The sequence below is a fragment of the Edaphobacter modestus genome (assembly GCF_004217555.1).
Lineage (GTDB): Bacteria > Acidobacteriota > Terriglobia > Terriglobales > Acidobacteriaceae > Edaphobacter > Edaphobacter modestus.
In genome coordinates, this window is the sequence record NZ_SHKW01000001.1 from 743,372 (window position 1) to 762,226 (window position 18,855).

At 57.9% G+C, this 18,855-nt stretch carries 18 protein-coding genes and 2 pseudogenes; 12 read left to right on the plus strand and 8 right to left on the minus strand.

Features of this window, described 5'->3' with window-relative positions:
* Positions 1–3 precede the first annotated feature (3 nt).
* From BDD14_RS03055 to BDD14_RS03090, 8 genes are all read left to right on the plus strand, one after another.
* Positions 4–642 (plus strand): DUF417 family protein, encoded by a 639-nt coding sequence (locus BDD14_RS03055; RefSeq protein WP_130417515.1) that lies wholly within the window; start codon positions 4–6, stop codon positions 640–642.
* Between the two features lie 236 nt (positions 643–878).
* Positions 879–2,309, plus strand: a complete 1,431-nt coding sequence (locus tag BDD14_RS03060; protein ID WP_130417516.1) for a copper resistance system multicopper oxidase — start codon at positions 879–881, stop codon at positions 2,307–2,309.
* Between the two features lie 13 nt (positions 2,310–2,322).
* Complete coding sequence (locus BDD14_RS03065; protein WP_278045461.1) at positions 2,323–2,829, plus strand: multicopper oxidase domain-containing protein; 507 nt, start codon at positions 2,323–2,325, stop codon at positions 2,827–2,829.
* A gap of 42 nt (positions 2,830–2,871) precedes the next feature.
* A complete protein-coding gene (locus tag BDD14_RS03070) occupies positions 2,872–3,693 on the plus strand; it encodes a copper resistance protein B (protein WP_242617699.1) in 822 nt (273 codons plus the stop codon).
* A gap of 83 nt (positions 3,694–3,776) precedes the next feature.
* A complete protein-coding gene (locus BDD14_RS03075) occupies positions 3,777–3,989 on the plus strand; it encodes a heavy-metal-associated domain-containing protein (protein ID WP_130417518.1) in 213 nt (70 codons plus the stop codon).
* Positions 3,990–4,011: 22 nt separating this feature from the next.
* Positions 4,012–6,429, plus strand: coding sequence for a heavy metal translocating P-type ATPase (locus tag BDD14_RS03080; protein WP_130417519.1), 2,418 nt, complete (start codon positions 4,012–4,014; stop codon positions 6,427–6,429).
* A 9-nt stretch (positions 6,430–6,438) separates the two neighbouring features.
* Positions 6,439–6,807 carry a metal-sensitive transcriptional regulator gene (locus tag BDD14_RS03085; protein ID WP_130417520.1) on the plus strand — a complete coding sequence of 123 codons (369 nt, stop codon included), beginning with the start codon at positions 6,439–6,441 and terminating at the stop codon, positions 6,805–6,807.
* A gap of 102 nt (positions 6,808–6,909) precedes the next feature.
* Positions 6,910–7,911, plus strand: coding sequence for an HPP family protein (locus BDD14_RS03090; RefSeq protein ID WP_165419899.1), 1,002 nt, complete (start codon positions 6,910–6,912; stop codon positions 7,909–7,911).
* Here BDD14_RS03090 and BDD14_RS31575 read toward each other — a convergent pair.
* The 6 genes and pseudogenes from BDD14_RS31575 to BDD14_RS35015 form a co-directional block, all read right to left on the minus strand.
* Entirely contained in the window at positions 7,905–8,084 is a 180-nt protein-coding gene (locus BDD14_RS31575) for a hypothetical protein (protein WP_165419900.1), read from the minus strand. The genes BDD14_RS03090 and BDD14_RS31575 overlap by 7 nt on opposite strands.
* A 184-nt stretch (positions 8,085–8,268) precedes the next feature.
* The gene (locus tag BDD14_RS03095; protein WP_242617700.1) at positions 8,269–8,508 is read right to left on the minus strand and encodes a LacI family DNA-binding transcriptional regulator; all 240 of its coding nucleotides are present in this window, start codon (positions 8,506–8,508) and stop codon (positions 8,269–8,271) included.
* 20 nt (positions 8,509–8,528) lie between these two features.
* A complete protein-coding gene (locus BDD14_RS03100) occupies positions 8,529–10,205 on the minus strand; it encodes an FAD-dependent oxidoreductase (protein ID WP_242617701.1) in 1,677 nt (558 codons plus the stop codon).
* Positions 10,202–10,486 carry an SDR family oxidoreductase gene (locus BDD14_RS03105; protein ID WP_242617702.1) on the minus strand — a complete coding sequence of 95 codons (285 nt, stop codon included), beginning with the start codon at positions 10,484–10,486 and terminating at the stop codon, positions 10,202–10,204. The genes BDD14_RS03100 and BDD14_RS03105 overlap by 4 nt, the downstream gene beginning before the upstream one ends.
* 73 nt (positions 10,487–10,559) lie before the next feature.
* Positions 10,560–11,498 (minus strand): isocitrate lyase/PEP mutase family protein, encoded by a 939-nt coding sequence (locus tag BDD14_RS03110; protein WP_242617703.1) that lies wholly within the window; start codon positions 11,496–11,498, stop codon positions 10,560–10,562.
* A gap of 100 nt (positions 11,499–11,598) precedes the next feature.
* Positions 11,599–11,682: pseudogene (locus BDD14_RS35015) on the minus strand (short-chain dehydrogenase); the annotation flags it as partial.
* Positions 11,683–11,915: 233 nt separating this feature from the next.
* On the opposite strand from BDD14_RS35015, the gene BDD14_RS03120 reads away from it, so the two are divergent.
* Positions 11,916–12,701: an SDR family oxidoreductase gene (locus BDD14_RS03120; RefSeq protein ID WP_130417522.1), complete on the plus strand. Its 786-nt coding sequence runs from the start codon at positions 11,916–11,918 to the stop codon at positions 12,699–12,701.
* A gap of 247 nt (positions 12,702–12,948) precedes the next feature.
* Positions 12,949–13,335: a cupin domain-containing protein gene (locus BDD14_RS03130; protein ID WP_130422654.1), complete on the plus strand. Its 387-nt coding sequence runs from the start codon at positions 12,949–12,951 to the stop codon at positions 13,333–13,335.
* A gap of 972 nt (positions 13,336–14,307) precedes the next feature.
* On the opposite strand, the pseudogene BDD14_RS03135 reads toward BDD14_RS03130, so the two are convergent.
* Positions 14,308–15,492: pseudogene (locus BDD14_RS03135) on the minus strand (IS91 family transposase).
* Positions 15,489–16,382 (minus strand): tyrosine-type recombinase/integrase, encoded by an 894-nt coding sequence (locus BDD14_RS03140; protein WP_130417523.1) that lies wholly within the window; start codon positions 16,380–16,382, stop codon positions 15,489–15,491. The pseudogene BDD14_RS03135 and the gene BDD14_RS03140 overlap by 4 nt, the downstream one beginning before the upstream one ends.
* Positions 16,383–16,574: 192 nt before the next feature.
* On the opposite strand from BDD14_RS03140, the gene BDD14_RS03145 reads away from it, so the two are divergent.
* Both BDD14_RS03145 and BDD14_RS03150 read left to right on the plus strand, forming a co-directional pair.
* Positions 16,575–16,964 carry a hypothetical protein gene (locus tag BDD14_RS03145; protein WP_130417524.1) on the plus strand — a complete coding sequence of 130 codons (390 nt, stop codon included), beginning with the start codon at positions 16,575–16,577 and terminating at the stop codon, positions 16,962–16,964.
* Between the two features lie 404 nt (positions 16,965–17,368).
* Positions 17,369–18,565, plus strand: a complete 1,197-nt coding sequence (locus BDD14_RS03150; protein WP_165419901.1) for a GGDEF domain-containing protein — start codon at positions 17,369–17,371, stop codon at positions 18,563–18,565.
* Positions 18,566–18,855 lie beyond the last annotated feature (290 nt).

Here is an 18,855-nt window from a genome sequence, read left to right on the forward strand (position 1 = left end):
GTCATGTCTACGCAATCCATATCGGCTGCGAATCTAGTGGGCAAGTTGTTGCCTAAAGTTACTGGAGTAAAGCGTGTTTATCTCTGGGCCGCTAACCTTAACTGTATTGGTATGGGTATGCTGCGCTTTGGGCTTGTGATCGTTTTACTGTGGATCGGTGGTCTCAAATTTGCGAGCTATGAAGCCGATAGCATCGTACCCTTAGTTGCCAACAGCCCACTTGTGAGTTTCCTCTATCACCATCGTGCGCCCGAGTATCGGAAGTATATGAACAAAGAGGGTGAAGCCATCCGAGGTCATCAGCAGTGGCATGAATCGAATGGCACCTATCCAGTCTCCTATGGACTAGGCGCCATCGTCATCATCCTGGGGCTACTCATTGCTTTTCACCCGTTATTTCCTCAGGTCGCCGCAGTTGGTAGCTTTTTGCTTATTGGCATGTCTTGCGTGACCCTGTCGTTCCTGTTCACAACACCCGAGGCATGGGTACCTGCGCTGGACGATGCACATCACGGTTTTCCATATCTCTCTGGTGTCGGCAGGCTCATCATCAAAGACTGCATCATGTTAGGCGCGGCCATTGTCACGATGGCGGACTCGGCGAGAGCGTACCTCAACCTGGCGCGTAATCACACACGCTAGAACTTAGGATGAGATCTCCGTAGTTTTGTACAAACGATCGGAGATCATCAAGAACGCATCGTCCTCCAGCTCCGGTGCGATATAGGAGAACTGGCCCATGAGGGTCTCTGCTTCGTACAAATTGAAACGTTGCATACTTATGGGGGGTACGGGCATATGTACCTTCAGCTGCGAACTGAGAGGGCATGGAATCGTGCCTGTTTTCCGCAGGTATGTAGTTGAGGCACGAGGAGATTATGGTGAGAGAGACAACGAGTACAGGCAGGCGGCTTCCCAGCCGTCGCCAGTTCGTCCAGGGGTTAGCTGCTGGGGGAGTGATCGCCGGTCTGGAATGGGGGGGATTTCCTGCGTTTGGCGAGGCTGGGCAGAAGCCTGAGCATCGGTCGCCCGCGATGCTCACAGGGAACCACTTTGAGTTGTCCGTCGACCGCTTGCCGGTGAACTTCACGGGCAAGAACTCGACGGCGGTTGCGGTCAATGGGTCCGTACCTGGGCCGACGCTGCGCTGGCGCGAAGGCGAGGTGGTCACCGTTGCGGTCACCAACCGCTTGAAGACGCCGACCTCGATCCATTGGCACGGCATGCGGATACCGGCAGAGATGGACGGTGTCCCGGGGCTGAGCTTTGCCGGGATCGCTCCTGGCGAGCGGTTCGTCTACCGTATTCCGGTAGTGCAGAGCGGGACCTACTGGTACCACAGCCACAGCGGCGGCCAGGAACAGCAGGGGATGACCGGTGCGCTGATTGTCGAGCGCAAGGAAAAGGATCCGATCGAATTCGATCGGGAGTATGTGGTGATGCTGACCGACTGGACGGATACTGATCCGGAGACGGTCCTGAGCAATCTGAAGCAGAACAGCGACTACTACAACTACCGGCAGCGTACGGCCGGCACCTTCTTCTCCGATGTGAAGAAGAACGGTCTGCGGCCGACCTTATCCGAGCGATTGATGTGGGGGCGGATGAATATGACGCCGACCGACATCCTCGACGTGTCAGGTTCCACCTATACCTATCTGCTGAATGGCAATACGCCGAAGGCGAATTGGACGGCGCTGTTTAAGTCCGGCGAACGGGTGCGGCTGCGCTTCATCAATGCCTCGGCGATGACCTTCTTCGATGTACGCATTCCCAATCTTCCGATGACGGTGGTGCAGTCGGACGGCAACGATGTGGAGCCAGTGACGGTGGATGAGTTTCGCATCGGTCTCGCGGAGACGTACGACGTGATCGTTGAGCCGCAGGACAACACGGCGTACACGATCTTTGCGCAGGCACAGGATCGTACTGGCTATGCGCGCGCGACCCTAGCTCCGCGCCTGGACATGACGGCGGAGGTTCCGCCGATGGATCCTCGGCCTGTACGCACGATGCAGGCCATGGGCATGACCATGGCCGGGATGAAGATGTCGGGTATGAAAAGCATATCTGGCATGAAGGGCATGGATATGGCAGGTATGGATAAGTCCGACATGAAGGGCATGAACATGTCAGTCACGAAGGACACGAATAAGTCCGGGATGAAAGGCATGGATATGTCCGGGATGAAGGGCATGGATACGCCGAACATGCTGATGGGCGATCCGACGGGCGCCACTCCCTTCCCGCAGCCCGGACCGCATACCGATCCCGCTGCCCAACGGTTCGTACAAGGAGACCAGGTTTGAACCGTCCAAACCGGTGAATCTACACATTGGTCCGGAGGAGGTCGAGGTTTCAAAGCATGTGATGGCGCGATACAACGATCCTGGGGATGGCCTGAATGGCAATGGACGACGGGTACTGACCTACGCCGATTTACGCACACGCTATCGCGGGGTGGATGGTCGCCCGCCGAGTCGCGAGGTCGAGTTGCATCTGACCGGCAACATGGAACGGTACATCTGGGGCTTCAACGGCAAGAAATTTTCGGAGGCGAAGCCGATCGAGTTGAAGCTGGGCGAGCGCGTGCGCATCGTCCTGATCAACGACACGATGATGGACCATCCGATTCACCTGCATGGGTTATGGAGTGAGTTGGAAAATGGGCATGGCGAGTTCAATCCCTATAAGCACACCGTCATCGTCAAGCCGTCGGAACGGGTGAGTTACCTGGTGAGCGCGGATACGCCCGGGCGGTGGGCCTTCCACTGCCACTTGATGTATCACATGGAGTCCGGGATGTTCAGAACGGTGGTGGTGTCATGAGCACCTACACCAACCTCCGTTCCCGGTTTGTTCTTCCTGGGTGTGCGTGGACTGTCTTCGGCCCTGATGGCCTCGCTGGGCATAGCAAGTGCGCGTGCACAAACCGCAGCCGCAACGGCAAATGAACCTCTCGTCGCGCAGGTTGCGGGTCCGCAGTTGCCTGAGGCGCCCGAGCCTGCTGGTCTGAAGTCGCCCGGGGCTCTGGCCTGGAAGCCGCCGGTGAGGGACAACCGGATCTACATGCATGTGCTGTTCAATCAACTTGAAGTCCGCACCAGTGGCTCCGGAAGTGCGTTGCGCTGGGACGGTGAGGGCTGGGTCGGTACGGATATGAACCGCTTGTGGGTGAAGTCCGAAGGGTTCGTCAACGACAGCACGGCGAGCGATGGCGATCACGAGGTGCTGTATGATCGGCCGCTTCCGCGCATGCGCTACTTTGATGCGCAGGTGGGCGTCCGAGAGGATCTGGATTCGGGGCCGAACCGCACCTGGGGGGCAGTAGGAATCCAGGGACTGGCACCCAACTTCTTCGAGTTTTCGCCCACGTTCTACTTCCGCGACAGCTGTAACGTGGCTGGACGATTGGAAGGCTCTTACGATCTTAGGGTCACGCAACGACTGGTGGTGCAGCCTCAGGCGGAGTTGAACTTCTACAGCAAGAGCGATCCCAAGCGCCGTACGGGATCGGGTCTTTCCGATCTGGATGCAGGGGTACGCCTCCGCTATGTGATCAGCCGGAAGTTCGCTCCCTACGTTGGGTTCGCTTACACCGGAAAGTACGGCGCCGCGGCGAGCTTCGCGCGTCAGGCAGGAGAGGCCGTGGACAGTCCGACGTTCGTCTTCGGAGTTCGCGTCTGGCGTTAAAGCGCCTCAAAAACAATCGCCTCTTCCTTTGAATACATATAGGGGGTATGGGCATCAGATAGGAAGAGGAGAGGAGAACCATCATGCAAGACACGCTCAAGTTATCGATTGAAGGAATGCATTGCGGAGCCTGTGTGCGCCGAGTAACCACTGCGCTGCAGGCCGTCCCCGGAGTTCAGGTTGGGGCCGTGGAGGTGGGCTCGGCGAAGCTGACGTTCAATCCCGAAGAGGCAACTGCTCAGGAGATTGTCGCCGCGGTCGACGGCATCGGCTTCCCTGCGCGCATTGAGCAATAAGCAGTCATCACGGAGATTTAGCATGGCCAGCTTTTTGAAAACAGCGGAGGCAGCGGTGGGAGCGGTAGGTACCGCTGCCCTGCCTTCGGTCCCCACGGAACGCGTCACCATCCCGGTCACCGGAATGACCTGCGCCGCCTGCCAATCCTTCATTCAGCGAACGCTTGCGGAGCATACCGGCGTGCAGGACGCTACGGTCAATCTAATGCTGAATAATGCGACGATAACGTTCGATCCGAAGGCGACGTCCACGTCCGCGTTGGTCGAGAGTATCCGCCACACCGGCTATGGTGCGGAGATGCCGGCGCTCGATGAATCGGTGCTGGAGGCGCAGGAAAAGCACGATGAGGAGCAGCTGCACGAGTACAAGCAGTTGCGACTAAAGGCGGCGGTGAGCCTGGTCGCCGGCAGCGTGGCCATGGTGCTCTCCATGCCGTTGATGAGGATGGACAGCGCTGAAGGCATGGAGCGGATGAGGGATCCGCTGATGAGCTGGAACATGCGCGTGCTCGATCCTGTGCTGCGCAAAGTGCTGCCGTGGATGTATGAGGTAAGCGATAACGCGATTCGCTGGTTCCTGTTCGCTCTCGCGGCGTTCATCATCGGTTGGGCAGGACGTCGCTTTTACGTCAAGGCGTGGTCTGCTCTTCTGCACAAGACGGCGGACATGAACACCCTTGTCGCTCTGGGCACGGGCGCCGCATTTCCCTACTCGGCGGCAAGCACGATTGCGCCTGGATTCTTTGTGGCGCATGGCATCGCTCCCGACGTTTATTTCGAAGCGGGGATGTTGATCATCGGTCTGGTGCTGATCGGCAACACACTGGAGAGCCGGGCGAAGGGACAGACAGCAGCCGCTCTGCGCAAGCTGGTACAACTGCAACCGAAAACCGCGACGGTTTTGCGGGACGGCGTCGAGAGCAAGGTATCGCTGGAATCGATCGGCGAGGGTGATGTCATTCTGGTGCGCCCTGGCGAACGCATTCCGACGGATGGAGAGGTTGTCTCGGGCAAGAGCAGCGTGGATGAGTCGATGCTCACAGGTGAGTCGTTGCCGATCGAGAAGGCGACGCGCGACCGGGTAATGGGAGGCACGCTCAACCAGCACGGATCGTTGCAGTATCGAGCGACGTCGCTCGGAGCCGGAAGCACGCTGGCGCAGATTGTGCGGCTGTTGCGTGACGCACAGGGGTCTCGCGCTCCAATTCAACGCATCGCGGATCGTATCAGCGCAATCTTTGTGCCCACGGTGCTGGGAATTGCCATCGTTACATTCTTCGTGTGGAGGCACTTCGCTCCGGATGTCGGCGTCATGCAGGCCTTCGCAGCCGCGGTCACAGTACTCGTGATCGCCTGTCCCTGCGCCATGGGCTTGGCCGTTCCCACGGCAGTCATGGTCGCGACGGGACGGGGAGCCACCTTCGGCATTCTCATCAAGGGCGGCGAAGCCTTACAGCGACTAGAGAAGATTGACACCATCGTGCTCGACAAGACCGGAACGATCACCGCTGGCCGTCCCCAGGTCACTGACGTTCTACTTGCCGGGTCAGAAAGCAACAGCGCCGCTGAAGACCAGATGATCCGGATCGCGGCGGCCCTCGAGCGAGCGAGCGAGCATCCTCTCGCGGAAGCTGTGGTTCGCTACGCCCATGAGCGCGGACTGAGCCTCACGCAACCGGAGGCGTTCGAGTCACTGACCGGCCTTGGCGTCGTAGGTATGATCAACGGCGACGTAACCCTGATTGGCAACGCCGCACTGATGCGGAAATACAGTATTGCCTCGGAGGCTTTGCAGGCGGCGGCACTACGTTTGTCCGAAGCAGGCAAGACACCGCTCTGGATTGCCGTCAACGGCGCGTTGGAGGGCATGATTGCAGTGGCTGATACGGTCAAACCAACTTCCGTTCAGGCCATTCGGCAGATGCATGCAGAAGGGCTTCGCGTGGTCATGCTGACCGGTGACAATGACCGCACCGCGGGTGCTATCGCTCGCATGGTCGGGGTCGACGAGGTGGTTGCCGGAGTGCTTCCCGCGGGCAAGGTCGATTCCGTCAAGCGTCTGCAGGCAGAGGGCCATGTCGTTGCCATGGTGGGCGATGGAGTCAACGATGCTCCCGCGCTGGCGCAGGCCGATGTTGGTCTGACGATGGCCAATGGAGCAGACATTGCGATGGAAGCCGGCGACGTGACGCTGATGCGGAACGATCTTATCGGGGTTCCCATGTCCATCGCACTGTCACGCGGTACCATGCGGGTGATGCGGCAGAATTTGTTCTGGGCGTTCGTCTATAACGTAATAGGGATCCCGCTTGCGGCTGGCGCACTGTATCCGGTCTTTGGCTTGCTGCTGAGTCCGGTGCTGGCAAGCGCCGCGATGGCGCTCAGCTCCTTCAGTGTTGTGATGAACAGCTTGCGGCTACATCGTCTGAAGCTTACATAAGGAATGAATATGGCTACGAAAAGAACGTCTCAGAAAAGTATCTCAGCCACAAGCGGCAGTGTCTCGTGCAAGGTTGATTCCTCAGGACGCAAAGCTATCGGCGTGGACGCCGAGATTAAGGCGTCGAACCTACGGCGGCTAGGCCGGATTGAAGGCCAGATTCGCGGAATCCAGCGCATGATTGAGGATGATCGCTACTGCGCGGACATTCTCACTCAGATTTCGTCGGCACAGGAGGCGCTGCGGGCCGTCGCTCGAGCTCTCATGCGGAACCATCTCGCTCATTGCGCGACCCACGCGATCCGCACCGGGTCTGACGAAGAGCGGCACGCAATGTACGACGAACTGCTGGACATCATCTACAAGAACGCCCGCTAACAATCGCGCTGATTCGCAAAGACCCCGAATGGCCTCTTCCAGGAACTCGCATGGAAGTGCTGGTGAATTTTTGTCTCACGGTAGACCCATATGCAAACAGTAATGAAGAGGAATACTGCAAAATTTGTGGCTGAGGCTCTGGTCGTCATCTATATGGGGAGCGTCGCGTATGCAGCCCATATCTCAGGCATCTATCTCCTGCTTTTTCCTGAACTCGCAGCCTTATCGCATGATGTAATCACGCGCCCTCGCGGGAAATGGGCGAGCCAGCCGTGGCGGATGATTCTGACGCCGACGCTGACCGCAACTCTTGGTCTCTTCGTTTCGCGACATGTCAGCTATGGTGCGATTGCCCTTGCCGCGGTTGCACTGGGGAGCCTGCTCGTCATCAAGCTACTCCGATCGGCCATTGCGCCAGCAATTTCTGCGGGTGTGCTGCCGATCGTGCTGGATGAAAGGAGCTGGGTTTATCCGGCTGCGATTTTCGGCGGGCTTGTGGGTCTGGTTGCGCTCCTGTTGTTGTGGCGACGGTACGGCCCTCGCATGGATTATCCATCGACCAACGAGGCGCAGCACTCCAGGCTGGTCGATGCCCTTGAAACCGAGTCCCATGATCGCTTCTGGGTAATTGCTCTTCTCGCATTCGTATTGGTGCTCGGATTATTTGCCGAACACACCGGCCTTCGCTTTCTGCTTTTTCCGCCGCTCGTTGTGATGGCATATGAGGTCTTTGGACATCCCGAGGTCCCCGGCTGGATGGCGCGTCCTGCTTTGTTTCCTCTTGTCTGTTTTCTGACCGGATCCATCGGACTCTTCGCGCGCCTCACTCTTCATGCCACCTTCAGCGGTGTTGCGCTGACCATGATCTGCTCGGTTGGGATTCTGCGAGCGTTCAAGGTGCATATGCCTCCCGCACTGGCGATCGGCATATTGGCATTCTTGATCAAGACCCCCAACTTCTGGTATCCGATATCCGTGGGCTTGGGTACGGTTGCATTAGTGGTGTGCTTTTGGGTACATAGATACCTTCAGTCCCATCTTCGGAGAAACCCAACATCGGAATCCGGATACCCTCACCGGAACCCACTTCGATTTGATCATTGATTATTTGCCGTAAATTTCACGGGACGGCATCGGCTTGCAACTGCGGTGAACGGCTCTGTCCCCGGACCCACACTGCGATTGCGGTAGGGCGACACCGTCACGCTGTTGGTCACGAACCGTTTGAAGACGATGTCGTCCATCCATTGGCGCGCGATCCCTTTGCCTGGCAACATGGAGTGACATTCAGAGATAAGTGGGGGCGTTCTTCAACGCTATTTGGCGCGGCGTAGGGCGTCTTCACAGGGGTCCGGACGGCGAAAAGACTTGTCCGAGAAGCCGGTTTTACGGCAACTTGATCATCTCCCGGTGTTCGTGATCCGGAGCAACGTGCGCATGCGAGGTGAGAAATCTTCAACTTCACTCTGCGCTATGACGGAAGCGCTCGCTGCGCTTCCGCGGAATGCCGCCGCTTGCTTGACCTAATAAAATCGCGTATGAATTGGGCCGATCATTCAAAGCAGAGATTGTTTTCATCACCGCAACTCTTGTCTGAGGCGACACGCTGCCGGAACCGTTCATAACGCGCGATACCGTTGCCGTGGAAACACCCGCAAACTTGGCAATATCTTTGATCGTGACGTGGATACCTGCTTCCACGGTCGAGTCTGGTCTGCGAACTACTCGGCCAGCGCGCGGTGGACAAACGAAACCGCGATCGACCCTTCACCGACTGCCGATGCGACGCGTTTGACGCTGCCGCACCGAACGTCACCCACGGCGAACACGCCCGGAAGCGAGGTTTCGAGCAGATGCGGTGAGCGTTCGAGCGGCCATCGGGCAGCGGCGAGATCTTCCTTCGTCAGGTCCCATCCGGTCTTGATGAAACCTTTCGCATCGAGCGCGACACGGCCATTCAGCCAACCAGTGTTCGCGTCGGCCCCCGTCATCAGGAATACGTGCTTAAGATCCTGACTCGTTACCGCGCCCGTGCCGTCGCGCCACCGCACACGCTCAAGATGTTCGGTTCCCTCAAAAGCCACGATCTCGGTTCTTGTCTTGATCTGGATTGTTGGGGTCTCCTCGATGCGTCGAATCAGGTATCGCGACATGCTCGCCGAAAGACTGCTGGAGCGGACGAGCAGATGAACGTGTCTCGCCGTCTGCGCCAGAAACACCGCGGCCTGGCCGGCCGAGTTCGCTCCGCCTACGACTATGACTTCATCGCCGTCGCAGAGCTGCGCCTCCATGAAAGTCGCGTTGTAGTAGACACCCGCACCTTCGAACTGACCGAGATTCGCGAGCGACGGCCTATGGTATCGAGCCCCAGTGGCAATGACCACTGTGCGAGCCGGGATGGTCACGCTGTCGTCGAGTCTCACGCCGTAGGCGTTGTGTTCGCAGACCAACTCCGCGGCGCCTTTCGCGATCATGACCTCGGCGCCAAACTTCTGTGCCTGGGCGTAGGCGCGTCCGGCCAGCTCTCGCCCTGAAATCCCCGTTGGAAATCCAAGGTAGTTCTCGATTCTCGAGCTCGAGCCCGCTTGTCCTCCAGGCGAGCTCGCCTCGATAACCAGCACATCGAGTCCCTCGGAAGCCGCGTAAACGGCGGCCGCAAGACCCGCCGGTCCGCCGCCGACGATGACGACATCGCGCCGGTGGGTGTGATCGATCCCCTTATTGAAGCCGAGACTGTCGGCGATCTCCTGATTGCTGGGATTCTTCAGCACCGCCTCGCCGCGGCAGATCACGACAGGTATCTCCGCCGGCTCCACGTGAAAGCGATCGAGCAATTGCCGTACATCGGCGTCCCGGTCAAGATCGAGGTACTTGAAGGGGTGGCCATTGCGCGTTAGGAATTGTTTAATTCGTAGCGTTGCCCCGGATCCGACGGAGCCGATTAGCAGCACGTCGCCAATCCCATGCGCAACCACCGCGACCCGTCGATGGATCAACGCTCTCATCAGCACTTCGCTGATTTCGGCGTCGGTTTGAATGAGGGCGTGCATCTGGTCACGTGTCAGTTGGACGACTTCGCCAGAGTCACTCACACGGAGGCGCATCTGCGCGGGGCGACCGAGGATCATACTGATGTCACCGGTGAACTGAGCCGGCCCGACAATCGCGACCAAAATCTCGTCCAGTGCCGATGGGCGAATGACCTCGATCTCACCAGCCTTCAGTACAAAGAACGGCACGTTGGTTTGGCCGCTGTCGATCAACACTTCGCCGCGGGTGATTGGACGAATCACTCCGTGCGAAGCAATCCGTGCAATCTGCGCGGAACTCAACACCGGAAACATGAGCGCTGCATTCGCGGCGCTTGAGAGCAGCGTCGAGCGTGGGGTCTCGGTCACACGCAACTCGCTTTGGACAGCGCATCCAGCAAACGCACCTTCTGGCCGTCGAAGGAAATGTCGGCAAGCTGCTTCAGGAATTCGAAAAACTGCGTCGTGTGGACGATGGAGTATAGGATTGAAGATTCTTTGATCAGTTTCTCCTGAGCAATTTTCGCCTGGAAGTAGCCGCTTTCGGACAGGCGCTCCGTTCCCACGACTGAAAGAGCAACGTGATGTCTTACCCCAACGGCCGCTTCCTGTGCGAGCAGATTGCGGGTTGAGGACTCGAAGAACTTCATCACGGCCGCGTCTCCGAAGGAGGGAGAGTTCGATACGTCAACCACTCTTGTCATCTGTCGCCTCTTTGAATACTTAGCTTGGTGACTCCGCCGATCGCCGCCCGTCAGACTGACGCGTGCGGTAGTCGGCCACGAAGAACCCGTTGATGTCGGCGTACGAGACCAAGCTCGCGAAGCCTGCGAAACTTCCCTCCGACTTCAACTTCTGCGCTGCGCGCGTGAAACCGGTCCATGCAGCAAGAGCCAACGCGCCGCCGACACTGATGCGTCGCACGCCGAGCGCCGCTATGTCGGCGACGCTCAAGCCACTCTCCTGAACCACCAGGACGTTGATCGGCTTCGGCCGAACCGCGTCAACGAGCGCTTTGATCGCCGTGGGATCGTGGGGTCCGGGTGCAAATAGCACGTCCGCCCCCGCCTCAGCGAATGCCTGCAGACGCCGGACCGACTCGCGAAGCGCATCATGATGGCCGACAAGGAAACATTCTGCCCTAGCCGTCAGCAGGACGTCGGCACGGGACTGATCGATCGCCTCGCGCGCAGCGCGCACACGCTCGACGGCGAGCGGCAGCTCGTAAAGCGGTGACGATGGATCACCGGTTGCATCCTCGATCGACAGGCCCGCGACGCCGGTCGCGATGCAGCGCGTGACATTATCGGCCACATCTTGCGGTGACGCTCCGTAGCCAGACGCGAAGTCCGCATTGACTGGAACATCGACCGCGCCCGCGATATCGGCTATGTATGCCAGGTTGCGCTCACAAGTGAGCGCACCTTCGGAGTCAGGCAGCCCCTGCGAGAACGCAAAGCCCGCGCTGGTCGTCGCCAGCGCGGGGAATCCGAGCTGCTGCAAGTACCGTGCAGAGCCGACGTCCCACGGATTCGGAATCACGAAACAGCCTGCCTCGTGCAGAGCGCGAAACGCCCGCCGCCGGGCTCTGAAGTTCTCTAGCGATCCCCGGCCTCCCGTTCCGAAACGGTGCGTTGTCATCGGTTGTTCGAACGTGTCCATCGCATGCTCCAATCGCTTGACTGAATCGATCCGATTCGCCAAGAGCTAGGTCAAGAGCTGTCGAAGCTTGCCCTTCGTCATCTTTCTTCATCGAGCATCTTCTGGTCGCGATCAGTAATGGCGCGCCCTCGGCAATGAAAAGTCGGGCTGTAGCAAGACCGATGCCACTGTTACCACCGGTAATAAGTGCCGCCTCCTTTTTGCAGGACCATCATAGATGAAGGGTGCAAGAATAATCATGCGCTATCCCGCACATTCAAAAGAAGCACGACTCAGTTTTTCTCCTAAATGCTTGGTGCGCATCGAATAAACCAACGAATTGCACAGCATCGTGTCACAAAACGCCAGGCTGTTCGGTCTAAGCGAGTACGACCGGCACATGTGAAAACACCGTTCGCAAATGAAGGGAGCAAAATCATGAAAATCGTAGTGATCGGCGGTACTGGACTCATCGGATCAAAGCTTGTCAACAAGCTTCGTGAGCACGGGCACAAAGCGGTAGCGGCATCACCGAATTCGGGTGTCAACTCTCTCACAGGCAAGGGGCTGGCCGAAGTGCTGAAAGGTGCCTCTGTAGTCGTTGACGTATCAAACTCTCCCTCTTGGGAGGACGCAGCAGTGCTGAAGTTCTTTGAGACATCAACCCGTAACCTCCTCACCTATGAAGCGGCCGCAGGGGTAGGACATCACGTTGCATTATCGGTTGTGGGAACCGACCAGATGTCCGAAAGCGGCTACTTCCGGGCAAAGATTGCTCAGGAGAAACTGATCAGAGAATCTTCTATCCCCTACTCCGTCGTGCGTGCGACGCAGTTCTTCGAGTTCCTCAAGGGCCTTGCCGACATTTCGTTCGATGGCAAAAAGGTGCGACTGCCATCTGTGCTTTTCCAGCCGATGGCCGCCGACGATGTCGCAAGTGCCGTAGGGAGAGTTGCAGTAGGTCAGCCGGTAAACGGCATCGTCGAAATTGGAGGCCCCGAACAGTTTCGAATCGATGAACTAGTCCGACGGCGCTTGGCCCCACTCAAAGATGCCCGCGAAGTCATCGCCGACCCAAATGCACTTTACTCTGGGGCGAAACTCAGCGAGAGAACGCTGGTTCCGGGTAATAACGCACGACTCGGCGAGACCCGTTTCGAAACCTGGCTCACTCAGCCTGCAGCACAAATTCCGAGTGCGCCTCAGCAGAAAAAAGCTAGCTGATACCGCCACCGGGCACCACTGGTGAGCGGGATACGTGAAAGTACACCGGCCGCCAAACGTCGCTACACACGACGAGATTGCTTAACTTGCCTTCAGTTTGTATGAGTCAGGCGGGCCGGAGTTGGCCGCGACATCGAGGATTGGTTGCGCGCCGAACAGCAACTCGTGCGGCACTACGCGTAACGGCGAAGTACCGACCAATACACACGACGCATGGAATGACGTCGCTCAAATGAAAGGTTATTTTATGACGTTCACAAAACTGATTTTGGCGCTGGCATGTCTCATGTCCGGCACGCTGTTAGCGCAAGAGGCTAAGGTAACGGAGCTCATGTCGAAAGACCTGAGCTTTCCTGGTAAAGAGGGTCTGATGATCACCGTCGAGTATCCGCCGGGCGGTAAGGATCCAATCCATCGCCACAATGCATATGAGTTTATTTATGTGCTGGAAGGCTCGATCGTGATGCAGGTGAGAGGCGGAAAGGAAACGACTCTGACACCTGGTCAGGCCTTCTATGAAGGCCCGGATGATGTCCACGTCATTGGGCGAAACGCAAGCCAAACCAAACCGGCGAAATTCGTCGTGTTCTTCGTGAAGGACAAAGGCGCTCCGATACTGGTACCCACCAAGTAAAACCACAAACTGCGAGTAGTTCTGTTTAACAAAATTCAAGAAGATTCAGTGAAGAAATCGGACAAGCTGATCAAGGGATCGAAGGCCCCACGGTCTTACGGTTGCGCACCAGGATGAAGTCAACGCCGACCTACTGAAAATTCTGAAGTCAGTTCAAATGGTTAGCAGGGCAGCCTAAATCTTCCCTTTGCGGCAGGTCGCGATACCTTCACAGGCTGCCGCGGTTGAGATCAAAATCTGGTGCCTGGTTACGGTTTCAACCATTCGCTGGATCAATACCCTCGCTCAACTGGCCTTGAGCCGGAGCCTTCGTGCTCAGGTTGATGCTGCCCGGCCTCACCTTGCAGCCACCATAGTCAGTAAGCAATAACCGAGTCTTCCTAAGCGGCTACCGCGCTGTTGTCTGGATAGCGACCGGTTTTCGCTGCTTTGGGTGCTCACTTCGTGATTACTCATTGAATCTGGCATATTGTCGTCTGAAGAACGGGTTTAAGTACCGATAAACGCCGCAGCATCCACGGATGCCGTGGAATCGGTTCACCACTTGGGACGATTCACATGAGCGATAAGTCGGCTTATCGGACAACTGGCATCCCGTAGTCCCTAAAAACATTAGTGTTCTATCGTGACTGACGTGGGACGGGAGTGGGAGGGGCGCGGCTCTGTGTGGCAGTTACGATAGAACCGTTTGAAGTGAGCCGGTGGGGTGGTGGATGCGGTGGGTTGCTATGGGATTTCAATCAGGCGGGATCGGTCGTGGGGTTGAGGTGTGGACGTTTTGTGGCAGGCGCCTAGGCGTTTGGATGGGCTTGAGGTTGGGAGCGCAGAGCTGGGCGTGAGGGGTGCGGGCATGACTGCGGGTCGAAGCTGGTGAAGAAGGCGCAGCAGAGTGTTGCGTGCGGGACCACGCATGCGCGGAAGGGTCGGGATGGAGTTGCAGCAGGTCATCGGGCAGCACTTCTCAGTGCAGGTTCAGGAGCTGTCGAGCGCATACGCCGGTTGCCTGATGGGTATCAGAGCGTAGCGCAGATCTTGAGCCGTGATGCGTTCCACCACCATCATGGGACCGGAGCAGAGGGGACACGGCGGCTGGCTGGCAGCAGTGGCGGGGCCGATCGAGGCATGGTTGCATGCCGAACAGCGAGCGGCAGCGTTGGAGCGAAGCCGCGCGGCGGCGGTTGGCGAAGAGGCTGAAGTGGCGGATGCGGACCAGGCCTTTGGGCAGGACATGGATCAGAAAGCGGCGCAGGAACTCATCGGCGGGAACGGTCATGACCTTGTTCTTGCCGCCGTGGGCATAGTCTCGCCAGCGGAAGGAGACGCGATGGTTCTCGCAAGCCACGAGGCGATGGTTGGAGATGGCGACGCGATGGGTATATCGGGCCAGATAGTTGAGAACATTTTCAGCACCGCCGAAGGGCGGCTTGGCGTAGACGACCCAGTCCTTTCGGCCGAGTTGCCAGAGTAAGTGGCTGAAGCTGCCAGGGGAGGCAAGCTGCTGCAGTGAGTTGTGGAACTGAAGTCTGTCCTGTTGGAACAACTCACGGAGTTCGTCGCAGAACTTGTCGCGGAAGATTTTGCTGAGTGCCTTGACGGGCAGGAAGAAACGCCGCGAGGAATCTATCCATCTGGAACCATCGGGGGCAAGGCATCCAGCGGGAACGATGTAGTGGACATGGGGATGATGCTGGAGGTTCTGCCCCCAGGTATGGAGCACGCCGAGGAACCCTATGTCCGCGCCGAGGTGTTCGGGGTCGCGGGCAAGTTCGAGCAGCGACGCGGCACTGGTGCGGAAGAGCAGATTATAGAGCAGACGCTTGTTCTGCAGGATGAGAGCGGAGAGCTCGTGGGGCAGGGTGAAGACGATGTGGAAGTAAGGCACGGGCAACAGCTCGGAGGAACGCGCGGCCAGCCACCTGGCACGCGCGTTGCCCTGGCACCTGGGACAGTGCCGGTCGCGGCATGAGTTGTAAGAAATGGCCTGATGGCCACAGCGGACGTCCTGATCAAGATGACCACCCAATGCCGCAGTGCGGCAACGGACGATGGCATCGAGCACCTTGCGATGCGGCCATGCAAGGTGCGATCCGTACTTCTCCCAAAACTGTTGCCCGCTGTGCGGACGATGTCGGCCACCTCGAGGGTGGGCCGACTCATCGCTTCCTGCGCCTCCCGTCTCTGTTGGTCTCAACCGAAGCTGTGATCGCGAGTGTGTCGAGCGGGTTGGGGACCGCATCCATATGCCGCCGGGAGAGGTGCAGATAGACGGTGGTGTGATCGAGCGAGGCATGGCCGAGCAGCACCTGGATGGTGCGCAGGTCCGCTCCTGCTTCAAGCAGGTGGGTCGCATAGCTGTGGCGCAGGGTGTGCGGGGAGATGTGCTTCTCGATCCCGGCAGCCCGTGCCGCGCTCTGACAGGCGAACCAGGCCACCTTGTCGGTGATGGGCACATCGGCTCGCCAGCCATCGACCAGACCCGGAAACAGAAAGGTCTTCGGCTTCATCCATCGCCAGTAGCCGCGCAGCTCTTCGAGCAGGGCGGGACTAAGCGGTACATCGCGGTCGCGCCTGCCCTTGCCCTGACGCACATGAACCACCATGTGCTTGCTGTCGATGTCCGAGGTCTTCAACTGGCATAGCTCGGTCCGGCGAACTCCGGTCGAGTACAACGTCATCAGCATGGTGCGATGCAGCCGGTTGGCGGAGGCGGCCAGCAACCCGCCGACCTCCTCCCGGCTGAGCACGGTCGGGAGCTTCTCCGGCAAGCGGGGGAACGGCAGGTGCTCCAGCATGTGATGTCGCTTGAGCGTCTTGACGTAGAAGAACCGCAGCGCGGCCACTCGCTGCGCCACCGTCTTCGCAGCCAGCTTCCGCTCACGAAACAGGTAGAGCTGGTAGTCCCGGATATGCTCCGCACCAAGCCGGTCGGGAGTACGATGAAAGTGTTCGGCAAACTGCTTGACCGCAAACAAGTAGGCTTTTGCGGTTCCAGGGGAATAGTTGCGGCGCTCGAGTTCTTCGAGCATCCGGTCTCTGAGCTGAGTCATAAGAAGTACCTCCTATGACTCAGATCATGCCGCCGCTCCAAGCCCTCCTTCCATCGCCACAAATGCAGCATCCGCCACGCCAGCGGCTTAGTTCAAACGGGGTTATCGCCAAGTTCACCCGGCCCAGAGACGCGCCAACGCGAACTTGGTCAAAACCCGACTTTTCAGCCAAGACTTACACTAGCAGTGTAGATGACCAGATTCTCCCTATTGGCCTTGCCGCTTCTTCTCTGTTTAGTGCCGCTTGCAATAACTTTGACTGCATGGCAATTCGAACGTCGCCTGACGCCTCCTTTGCCCAGTTTCAGAATTCTTTGTTTTCGTTGCGGCATTGTGCTTAGCATTTTTAGCTTGCTGGTGACGATGAGTTGCTGGGTAGACCCTTTTCCTCTGGTCCATACACCTGACGGCGGCTACTCTATCGCATGGCTTGATTTGGCATGGAAAGTCGCATTCAGCACAGCATCGCTCAGCATCATCCTCGCCCTGTTCGGTAGAAGTTGGCCGAGGATATTGCTTATCGTGAGCGGCGCTTTATTATTGCTTCTGGCGTTCGGGGCACTCCTTCAGAATGGAGTGTGAAATCGACCAGAATAGAATGTGAACCGTCTCCGATGACACTCCTCTTCTGCCCGAAAAACGAGGTTTTCGGAAACTTCCCCTGGAACGCGCCACCAACTTAGACGCTGGCTAGTCGCAACAACTGAGCCCCGGCATTCCACCGCTGTTTGCCCCACGTGAATTTGCCGGCCCGAAAACGAATCTTCGCATTGTCCAAAGACTTTACCTCGATATAGCGCGCTAATCCTCCTCTCGGTTTCTTGCTGATTGCCGATCAATATAAGCAGCTAGAACCAGCTGAACCACCGTGTTTCCTAGTGATGTGAGCGCGGGATTTTCGGACGCGCCGCAAACCTCAACTCGTGTCCGTTTAACCTACTGCACCGCGTTATTGCACTTTGCACACGATTATGTGGCTCTCGTGGATGGATAACAGAACGCTCTTTGCGTGTCAGACTCTGCTGACGATGGTTTACTCGATCGTCTTTCTGGGAATGAGGCGGATGTATCGTCATCTGCCTGGCACCGGGTCGTTCGCGCTGGGATTTTTTTCGGGCTTTCTGGGGTGCATCCTGATTGTTCTACGAGGCGGCGTGCCGAATTCTGTCGCTGTCGTTGTTGAGCATTCCCTGATCTTCTCGGCGTTTGTGCTGTTCTATCGCGGGATACTGCTTTTCTTTCGTAGTCCACGGACGACTCGCTTCCTTTCTATCATGTGCGTTGTCGCCCTTTTGCTGCTGACGTACTTCAGCGCGGTGGAGGACCGGGTTGCTACGCGGATCGTCATCGTGTCGTTCGTGCTGTTGGTTTCGCGCGGGCTGATTGCGGTGGAGTTGTTCCGCCAAGCCAGACAGCGGTCGATCCTGAATGTCTTCGCGGCGCTGATGGCAGCCTACGCGTTATTCGGTCCGGTCCGGGCGATCGCGACTTTTCTGCATGGCCCTCCGTACGATTTCATGCAGACCAGCCGATTTCAGACACCGTCGCTGGTGGTTAACCTTCTGTTCATCTGCATTATCGGGTTGTTCTTTCTGCTGATGCTGAGCAGTGAACTGGTAGCGATTGTTGAGGCGCAGTCCTTGTATGACCACGTCTCGGGTGCGCTGAACAGGCGAGGAATTGATCAGCGGCTTGCACTTGAGCTGGTTCGTGCGGAGCGAAACGGTTATGGGCTTGCTGTGGCGCTGATCGACATCGACCACTTCAAACAGATTAACGACACGGCGGGCCATGCTGCAGGAGATGCTGCGCTGAAGCAGGTTGTTGAGGTCATCTCCTCGCGGCTTCGCTCGTATGATTTTTTCGGGCGCTACGGAGGCGACGAGTTCCTGTTGGTGTTTTCGCAGACTTCCTGCGAAGACGCGCTGCGAATTGCGGAACGGATAGGACATGCGGTGAGTGGGCTTGCGGTTTCGAGATTCGAGCTTCCGATTACGCTGAGCATCGGGCTCACCTTTGCCAGGCCGTGCGAGACCGCGGTGTCGATGCTTGCGCGGGCGGACATGGCTCTCTACAACGCGAAACGGGCTGGACGAAACTGCATCAGGGTGCTTCTGGCGTCTGTCGAAGACGCTTCAAAGGACGGTGTGCATGTTCATGTCGGCGAGGCGATTACTTCGTGAGGGCTCCGCGCTTATCGACGTGGATTTGGGGGTATCAAAGCGCTCTGCTAGGCGCTTCCATCTTAGACATGGACCTGCACGTTGCAAAGGGATCTTGCATCGGTATCGTGAATCGGCTGATCGGAAACTTACGGTGACGGCTTGACCGTCTGACTACCGGAAAACGGGGTTTGCGGAAGAGTCAGGGGCGAACTTGCCGCAAAGCTGACTTCGCAGGCACTACGAATTCATGTGAGCGCGCTGAACCGGTTTGCTCAGGACGCGATTCGCGATTCTGTCTGGTAATGAGG

Bases quoted from the DNA above. Each gene is read 5' to 3' on its own strand.
- BDD14_RS03140 (WP_130417523.1), bottom strand. From the start codon at position 16,382: ATGACTCAGCTCAGAGACCGGATGCTCGAAGAACTCGAGCGCCGCAAC.
- BDD14_RS03120 (WP_130417522.1), top strand. From the start codon at position 11,916: ATGAAAATCGTAGTGATCGGCGGTACTGGACTCATCGGATCAAAGCTT.
- BDD14_RS03060 (WP_130417516.1), top strand. From the start codon at position 879: ATGGTGAGAGAGACAACGAGTACAGGCAGGCGGCTTCCCAGCCGTCGC.
- BDD14_RS03150 (WP_165419901.1), top strand. From the start codon at position 17,369: ATGGATAACAGAACGCTCTTTGCGTGTCAGACTCTGCTGACGATGGTT.
- BDD14_RS03110 (WP_242617703.1), bottom strand. From the start codon at position 11,498: ATGGACACGTTCGAACAACCGATGACAACGCACCGTTTCGGAACGGGA.
- BDD14_RS03130 (WP_130422654.1), top strand. From the start codon at position 12,949: ATGACGTTCACAAAACTGATTTTGGCGCTGGCATGTCTCATGTCCGGC.
- BDD14_RS31575 (WP_165419900.1), bottom strand. From the start codon at position 8,084: ATGTTGCCAGGCAAAGGGATCGCGCGCCAATGGATGGACGACATCGTC.
- BDD14_RS03085 (WP_130417520.1), top strand. From the start codon at position 6,439: ATGGCTACGAAAAGAACGTCTCAGAAAAGTATCTCAGCCACAAGCGGC.
- BDD14_RS03145 (WP_130417524.1), top strand. From the start codon at position 16,575: ATGACCAGATTCTCCCTATTGGCCTTGCCGCTTCTTCTCTGTTTAGTG.
- BDD14_RS03080 (WP_130417519.1), top strand. From the start codon at position 4,012: ATGGCCAGCTTTTTGAAAACAGCGGAGGCAGCGGTGGGAGCGGTAGGT.
- BDD14_RS03105 (WP_242617702.1), bottom strand. From the start codon at position 10,486: ATGAAGTTCTTCGAGTCCTCAACCCGCAATCTGCTCGCACAGGAAGCG.
- BDD14_RS03075 (WP_130417518.1), top strand. From the start codon at position 3,777: ATGCAAGACACGCTCAAGTTATCGATTGAAGGAATGCATTGCGGAGCC.
- BDD14_RS03055 (WP_130417515.1), top strand. From the start codon at position 4: ATGTCTACGCAATCCATATCGGCTGCGAATCTAGTGGGCAAGTTGTTG.
- BDD14_RS03090 (WP_165419899.1), top strand. From the start codon at position 6,910: ATGAAGAGGAATACTGCAAAATTTGTGGCTGAGGCTCTGGTCGTCATC.